At 67.0% G+C, this 6,250-nt stretch carries 7 protein-coding genes; 2 read left to right on the top strand and 5 right to left on the bottom strand.

The features are described 5' to 3' along the window. From U5771_RS20100 to U5771_RS20080, 5 genes are all read right to left on the bottom strand, one after another. On the bottom strand, positions 1 to 465 hold a 465-nt coding region (locus U5771_RS20100), incomplete at its 3' end, for an NAD(P)/FAD-dependent oxidoreductase (RefSeq protein WP_322025600.1). A 21-nt stretch (positions 466 to 486) separates the two neighbouring features. Further along, on the bottom strand, positions 487 to 1,152 hold the full coding sequence (locus U5771_RS20095) for a HutD family protein (RefSeq protein ID WP_322025599.1): 666 nt from the start codon (positions 1,150 to 1,152) through the stop codon (positions 487 to 489). After that, on the bottom strand, positions 1,149 to 2,093 hold the full coding sequence (locus U5771_RS20090; RefSeq protein ID WP_322025598.1) for an electron transfer flavoprotein subunit alpha/FixB family protein: 945 nt from the start codon (positions 2,091 to 2,093) through the stop codon (positions 1,149 to 1,151). The genes U5771_RS20095 and U5771_RS20090 overlap by 4 nt, the downstream gene beginning before the upstream one ends. Further along, the gene (locus tag U5771_RS20085; protein ID WP_322025597.1) at positions 2,090 to 2,869 is read right to left on the bottom strand and encodes an electron transfer flavoprotein subunit beta/FixA family protein; all 780 of its coding nucleotides are present in this window, start codon (positions 2,867 to 2,869) and stop codon (positions 2,090 to 2,092) included. Before U5771_RS20085 ends, U5771_RS20090 begins: the two co-directional genes overlap by 4 nt. A 26-nt stretch (positions 2,870 to 2,895) precedes the next feature. After that, a complete protein-coding gene (locus U5771_RS20080; RefSeq protein ID WP_322025596.1) occupies positions 2,896 to 4,080 on the bottom strand; it encodes an FAD-binding oxidoreductase in 1,185 nt (394 codons plus the stop codon). A 179-nt stretch (positions 4,081 to 4,259) separates the two neighbouring features. Between U5771_RS20080 and U5771_RS20075 the strand changes: the two genes are divergently transcribed. Further along, a complete protein-coding gene (locus U5771_RS20075; protein ID WP_415859420.1) occupies positions 4,260 to 5,225 on the top strand; it encodes a LysR family transcriptional regulator in 966 nt (321 codons plus the stop codon). Positions 5,226 to 5,242: 17 nt separating this feature from the next. Then, positions 5,243 to 6,052 carry an N-formylglutamate deformylase gene (gene hutG, locus U5771_RS20070; protein WP_322025594.1) on the top strand — a complete coding sequence of 270 codons (810 nt, stop codon included), beginning with the start codon at positions 5,243 to 5,245 and terminating at the stop codon, positions 6,050 to 6,052. Positions 6,053 to 6,250: the final 198 nt, after the last annotated feature.

Here is a 6,250-nt window from a genome sequence, read left to right as displayed (position 1 = left end):
ATAGAGAATCTCGGCGGCCGGGAAGCCCGGGAAGATCTCGACGCCGAGCGCCTCGGCCTGTGCCCCGAGCCAGCGCGTGACGTTGCCCAGCGAAATCACGTAGTTGCCGTGGTTCTGGAAATTGGCGGGCAGCGCCCAGTTGGGCGTGGTAACCGCGCTGTTCTCGGACAGGAACAGGAAGCGGTCTTCGGTCACCTCGACATTCAAAGGCGCACCCTGTTCCTTCCAGTCGGGGAACAGTTCGGTGATCGCGCGCGGGTCCATCACCGCGCCCGACAGGATGTGCGCGCCGATCTCGGAGCCCTTCTCGAGCACGCACACGCCGATCTCGGTGCCTTTCTCGGCGGCCAGCTGCTTGAGCCGGGTCGCGGCCGACAGCCCGGCGGGGCCGCCGCCGACGATCACGACGTCGTATTCCATCGATTCGCGCGGGCCGTATTGTTCGACAAACGAAGCGTGTGACATGAGCAGATAAGCGGGCAGGGATTAGCGTTCGACCGACTCGATCGCGATCGAGATCAGGCGGGAGTCAAGTGCGTCGGACTGCAGATCGAGTTCTTCGCTGCGGCCGTCGAGCCACAGGCCATGCATCGGCAGCAGGGTCTGGGTACTGAGCGACGCGCTGCTGAAGCGCCATTGGCCGGCCGCGCAAATCAGCAGATGCGTCGGCGCCGGCGTCACGCGGCGTGAATGCGTCGCTACGCTCACGGTGGCCCGGCAGGCGGCGCGGCGTGTCATCACGTTGAGCACGTGCGTGGGCCGCACGATATCGGTCGTCCACACAGGCAAATCGCCGGGAAAGTGTGCCGGCACGATCGGGTGGGCGACGAGATGCCCGTCCTGCGCGCGGAGTTCGACGCTCGTGTTGTCGACCGGCACGAGGATCCGGTCGACACCCGGAAACTGCGAGAAGCGGGCCGATCCGTCGAGCGTTGCGAGACTGATACGCCAGTCGACGTTGCTGTCGGAGTCGACGCGGCTTGCGATCGTTCGCGTGATGCCGGCGCCGTTCGCCCAGGCTTCAGGCTCGATTTGCGCGCAATCGATGAACCGGACGGACGGGTAGTGTGATGCCGATGGCGCACGCCCGATGGAGGAACGCGGCGCAGGCACGGGCGGGACGCCGCCCTGCCCGGAATCCGGGTTCGTCATGCGCCACTCCCGGCATCGATGTGACGTTCGAGCGCAGCCATCACGTCGAACAGGTCCCCCACGAAGCCCACGTCCGCAAACGAGAAGATCGGTGCATCCGGATCCTTGTTGACGGCGACGATCAGCTTCGAATCTTTCATGCCGGCCAGGTGCTGAACGGCGCCCGAGATTCCGAACGCGAGATAGGCGTCGGGGGCGACGGTCTTGCCTGTCTGGCCCACCTGAATGGCGTTCGGCGCATAGCCGGCGTCGACCGCGGCGCGCGATGCGCCGAGGGCTGCGCCGAAACGCGATGCGAGTGTGCCGAGCCGCACCATGTTCTCGCCGGACGCGAGCCCGCGTCCGCCTGACACGACGATCGGCGCATTCGCGAGATCGACGCCGGCTGTCTGAGCGCTGTTGCGTTCGACGAGCGTCGTCGCGGCGAATGCGGGCGGCGCATCTACGGAATCGATCGGCGCCGGTTCGGTTCGCGTGCCTGCCGCCGCGAACGACGATGCGCGCACGGTCGCAAAGGTGGTCTCGCGCGCGCTTTCGACGGTCGCGACGATGCTTCCCGCATACAGGCCGCGCACGAAGCGGCCGTCGTCCGCGATGCCGGTCACGTCCGCGACGAACGCCGCGCCGGCGAGTGCCGCAGCGCGCGGCAACGTATTCCGGCCGAGCGTGCGATGGGCGGCCGCGATCAGTGTGTAGCGCGGTGCCAGTCCTGCGAGCAGCGCGGCGAGACGCTCCGGCGTGACAGCGCCGGCAGTGTCCGGCTGATCCGGTCGGAGCACCTGGTCGACGCCGTCTATCAGCGCGGCTTCCGCGGCTGCTGCGGGATCGAGCACCATCACGTCGACTGTACGCCGGCGTGACGTTGCGGCAGTCACGACGCGCCGGACCGCGTCGGGCAGCGTATGGTCGGCCGTGGCTTCGGCGATAACGAGCGTTCTCATGCGGAGACTCCTGTATGGGCAAAGACGTGGTGGGCGGCGAGCGCGGCGATCAGTGCATCGATGTCCGCAACGCGATGACCCGCGCGCTGCACGGTCGGCTCGTCGAGTTGGACCGCACGTGACGACGGCGCGAGATCCACCGCGAACTGCGCGGCATGAATGACGGCAAGCGGCTTCTGCTTCGCCTTGACGATGCTCGGCAGCGTCACGCGTCGCGGTTCGGCCAGGCGCAGGTCGGCGCTCACGACGGCGCGTCCGGCCAGCCGCCAGGTCGCGGTGCCGCTGTCGTCGCCGCACGTGACGCGCCAGCCGTCGCCTTCGGGCGCGAGAGCGGTCGCGTCGAGACCTTGCGGCCAGCCGAGCAGGCCGGCGAGCATGGGCGCGACGCCGCCGGTGTCGTCGTCGATCGCCTGCTTGCCGCAAAGCACGAGGTCGTACGGCGACGTGCCGAGGTACGCGTGGAGCAGCCGTGCGACGCCAAGCGAGTCGAGCGACGCGGCGGCGTCGCCGGTGTCAATCAGGATCGCGTCGTCGGCGCCCATCGCGAGGCCAGTGCGCAATACATCCTGGCAGGCGGGCAGGCCGCACGTGACGACGCTCACCTGCGCGGCGTGACCGGCTTCGCGCAGGCGCAGCGCCATTTCGAGCGCGCATTCGTCAAACGGGTTGATGGACATCTTGAGGCCGGTCGTCTCGATCGAACCGGTCGAACCGATCCGCACCCGCACGTTCGGATCGACGACGCGCTTGACGGGCACCAGTATCTTCAGGGGCATGGGAATGTCTCGTCGAAAGGTGGAGATCAGGACACGGCGCCGAGGCCGTACTTGCCGGTGAGCAATGCGCCGGTTGCAAAGCGTTCAAGCGCGTAAGGGGCGAGCGAAACGTCGGTCGGCTGCCCAAGAGCATGCTGTGCGAGCAGTTTGCCGATGCCGGGCGACAGCTTGAAGCCGTGGCCCGAGAAGCCGAAGCCAACCACGAGTCCCTCGATGTCGCCGACGTTGCCAAGCACCGGGTTCCAGTCGGGCGTCACGTCGTAGACGCCGGTCCACGACGACGCGAGTCCGGCTGTCTCGTAGGCGGGAAAGCGTTCGGCGACCTGCGCACCGACTTCGGCGACGTAATCCAGCGAAATGTCGCCCTGTTCGGTTTCCGGCGCATTCAGCGTCTCGCCGACGATGCCCTCGGAGACCAGCATCTGGCTGCCGCCATAGCTGCGGTAATAGAGCATGCCGGGCGAGCCCAGGTCCTTGAACGCCGGCATCTGGAACGAATATCGTGCATCGCACTCGAGCGCCAGCACGGTGTGCCGTTCCGGCTTCACGGGGAGCGGGACGTCGATCCAGCCGGACAGTTCCGGCGTCCAGATGTTCTGCGTGCTGATCAGCGTGCCGCACATGAAGCGGCCGGCACTCGTGTCGACGCCGACGATGCGGCGGCCGTCACGCACGACCCCCGTGACGGTCGTGCCTTCGAGCATCTTCACGCCGCGCCGGCGTGCCGATTTCGCGAAGCTCGTCGCGACGAGATAAGCATCGGCGAAGCCGGCTTCCGGCTCGAAGCCGATCAGCGCCGCGTCGTCGAACTGCGCGATCGGCAGGCGGGCACGAGCCTCATCCCGATCGAGCAACTGCACGTCGATGTCCATCGCCCGCTGCGCGTCGAGCGACGCGCGCAGCGGTTCGAGCTTCGCCCCCTCCGGCGCGCAGATCATGTAGCCGCACTTGACGAGCCCGCACGACGCCTCGTCGTCGCCGACGTATTCGGCGAAGTTGTTGAAGGCCGACCACGACGAGCGCGCCAGTTCGACGTTCTGGCGGACCGAGTAATGCGTGCGCAGCAGACCGGACGATTGCGACGTGGTGCCGGCACCGATCATGCCGCGTTCGATGACGAGCACGTTCTGCGCGCCGAGCGACGCAAGATGATGTGCGACCGACGTGCCGATCACGCCGGCACCGATCACGATGAAGTCGAAGTGGCTCATGGTTTCCCTCTGGATGGACGACGAGCCGATTCTAGGGAGCCGCGGTGCCGCCGAATTTTTTATTAGGCAAACTTATGCAACGTGCCCGGAAGTGCTCATCTAGCACACGGGCGAACCGAACCGGCGCACCATTCGTCCCGTATTGGCGGAATGGCCGTCCCCCGGCAACTGGAGCCTCTATGCGACGCAACCCATCGCCAATCGACCTGCGTGCCCTGCAGGCCTTCGTCGCCGTGTGCGAGACCGGTTCGATGACCGGCGCGGCCAGGCGCATCGGCGTCAGCCAGAGCGCGATCAGTCAGGCGATTTCCGCACTCGAGCGTGACCAGGGGACGGTGCTGTTCGATCGCGAGAGCCGTCCGCCGCGCCCCAATATCGCTGGCCGGGCCCTGCTCGAAATGGCCGGCCCGCTGCTCGAGCATGCGCAGATGGTGAGCACGCGCGTCGGCGACGCGTCGGACGCCGGGCGGCTGCCCGTGCGGCTCGGCTGTGTCGATTCGTTCGCGGCGACGGTCGGCCCGGAACTGATTCGTGCGGTGTCGGGCACGTCGCGGCAGATTTCGATGTGGTCCGGGATCACGCCGGGTTTGAGCAAGCAATTGCATGACCGGGAGATCGACGTCGCCGTATGTACGCAGACCACGCTCAGCGATGCGCGTATCGTCGAGGTCCCGTTGTTCTCCGAAGCATTCGTCGCGGTCGTCGCGCGCGCGCATCTGGCCGGGCGCCCGCAGGCCGACTGGCGAACGCTGGCGGCCGAACTGCCGTTGATCCGTTACACGGCGCGTTCGGTGATCGGTCAGCAGGTGGAGCGGTTCGCGCGTCATCTCGGCATCGACTGCCCGAGGCGCTTCGAATTCGACGCGACGGATCCGCTGCTGAGCCTGGTTGCCGCCCGGCTCGGCTTCGCGATCTCGACGCCGCTGTGCCTGTGGCAGGCGCGCCATTACCTCGGCGACGTCGTGGTCGTGCCGTTGCCGGCCGGCCGTCTCGGCCGGCGCGATTTCTTTCTCCTGCACCGACAGGGCGAGTGGGAGGACTTCGTCACGGAGATCATCGAGCTGACGCGCGCCGTGCTCGACCATTCGATCCGGCCCGCGCTCGCGCGCGCCGTGCCGCAGTTACCCGAAGATGCATTGCTTTGATTCGTACGGAGTGCTCGATGAGTGACCTATATACGCTGCAACGCGGCGATGCGCCGCTGCTGATTTCGATTCCGCACCTGGGAACGGCGATACCCGCGCCGTTGCGCGATGCGTACACCGACCGCGCGCTGACACTCGCCGATACCGACTGGCACCTCGACCGACTGTACGCGTTCGCGACCACGCTTGGCGCGACGATGCTCGGTGCGACGGTTTCGCGTTACGTGATCGACCTCAATCGTCCGTCGGACGACGAGAGCCTGTATCCCGGCCAGACGACGACGGGCTTGTGTCCGACCGAAACGTTTCGGGGCGAGCCCGTCTATCGCGAAGGATGCGAACCGGATGCGGCGGAGAAAGGCCGCCGGGTCGACGCATACTGGCAGCCGTACCACATGGCGCTGGCGGCCGAGCTGGCGCGGCTGCGCGAGCGTCACGGGCACGTGCTGCTTTGGGAAGCGCACTCGATCGCGAGCATGCTGCCGCGGCTGTTCGACGGCAAGCTTCCCGACCTGAACATTGGCACGCAGGACGGCAGGACCGTCGCGCCGTCCGTGCAGGCCGCGGTCGAGCGCGAGGCTGCCGCAGGCCCGTTCACGTGGGTCGCCAACGGTCGCTTCAAGGGCGGCTTCATCACCCGCTCGTCCGGCCGGCCGTCGCACGGCGTGCACGCGATCCAGCTGGAGATGTGCCAGTCGACCTACATGGACGAAGCTTTCCCGTTCGCCTACGACACCGAACGCGCGGCGCGCGTGCAGCCGACGGTGCGCCGGATGCTCTGCGCGGCGCTGGATGCGCTGGCGGCCCTGCCGCCGGTCGCAGCATAAGGATCGCTGATACATCTTCGTAACCGCGGTTCCCGTATCGGTGCGACGCTGCACCGAAAGTGGCGTGGAGCCGCACCCATAGCACGCATTGACCCAGCTCGCACTGAATGACGCACGGGCTCGATATCGCCCGGGATGTTTATTAATGGGAATCTTTGATTCCTGTAGATAAACCTGGCACGCGGCTTGCGTTATCTC

The sequence above is a fragment of the Burkholderia sp. BCC1977 genome (assembly GCF_905339595.1).
Lineage (GTDB): Bacteria > Pseudomonadota > Gammaproteobacteria > Burkholderiales > Burkholderiaceae > Burkholderia.
This window is presented reverse-complemented; position numbering and strand designations above follow the sequence as displayed.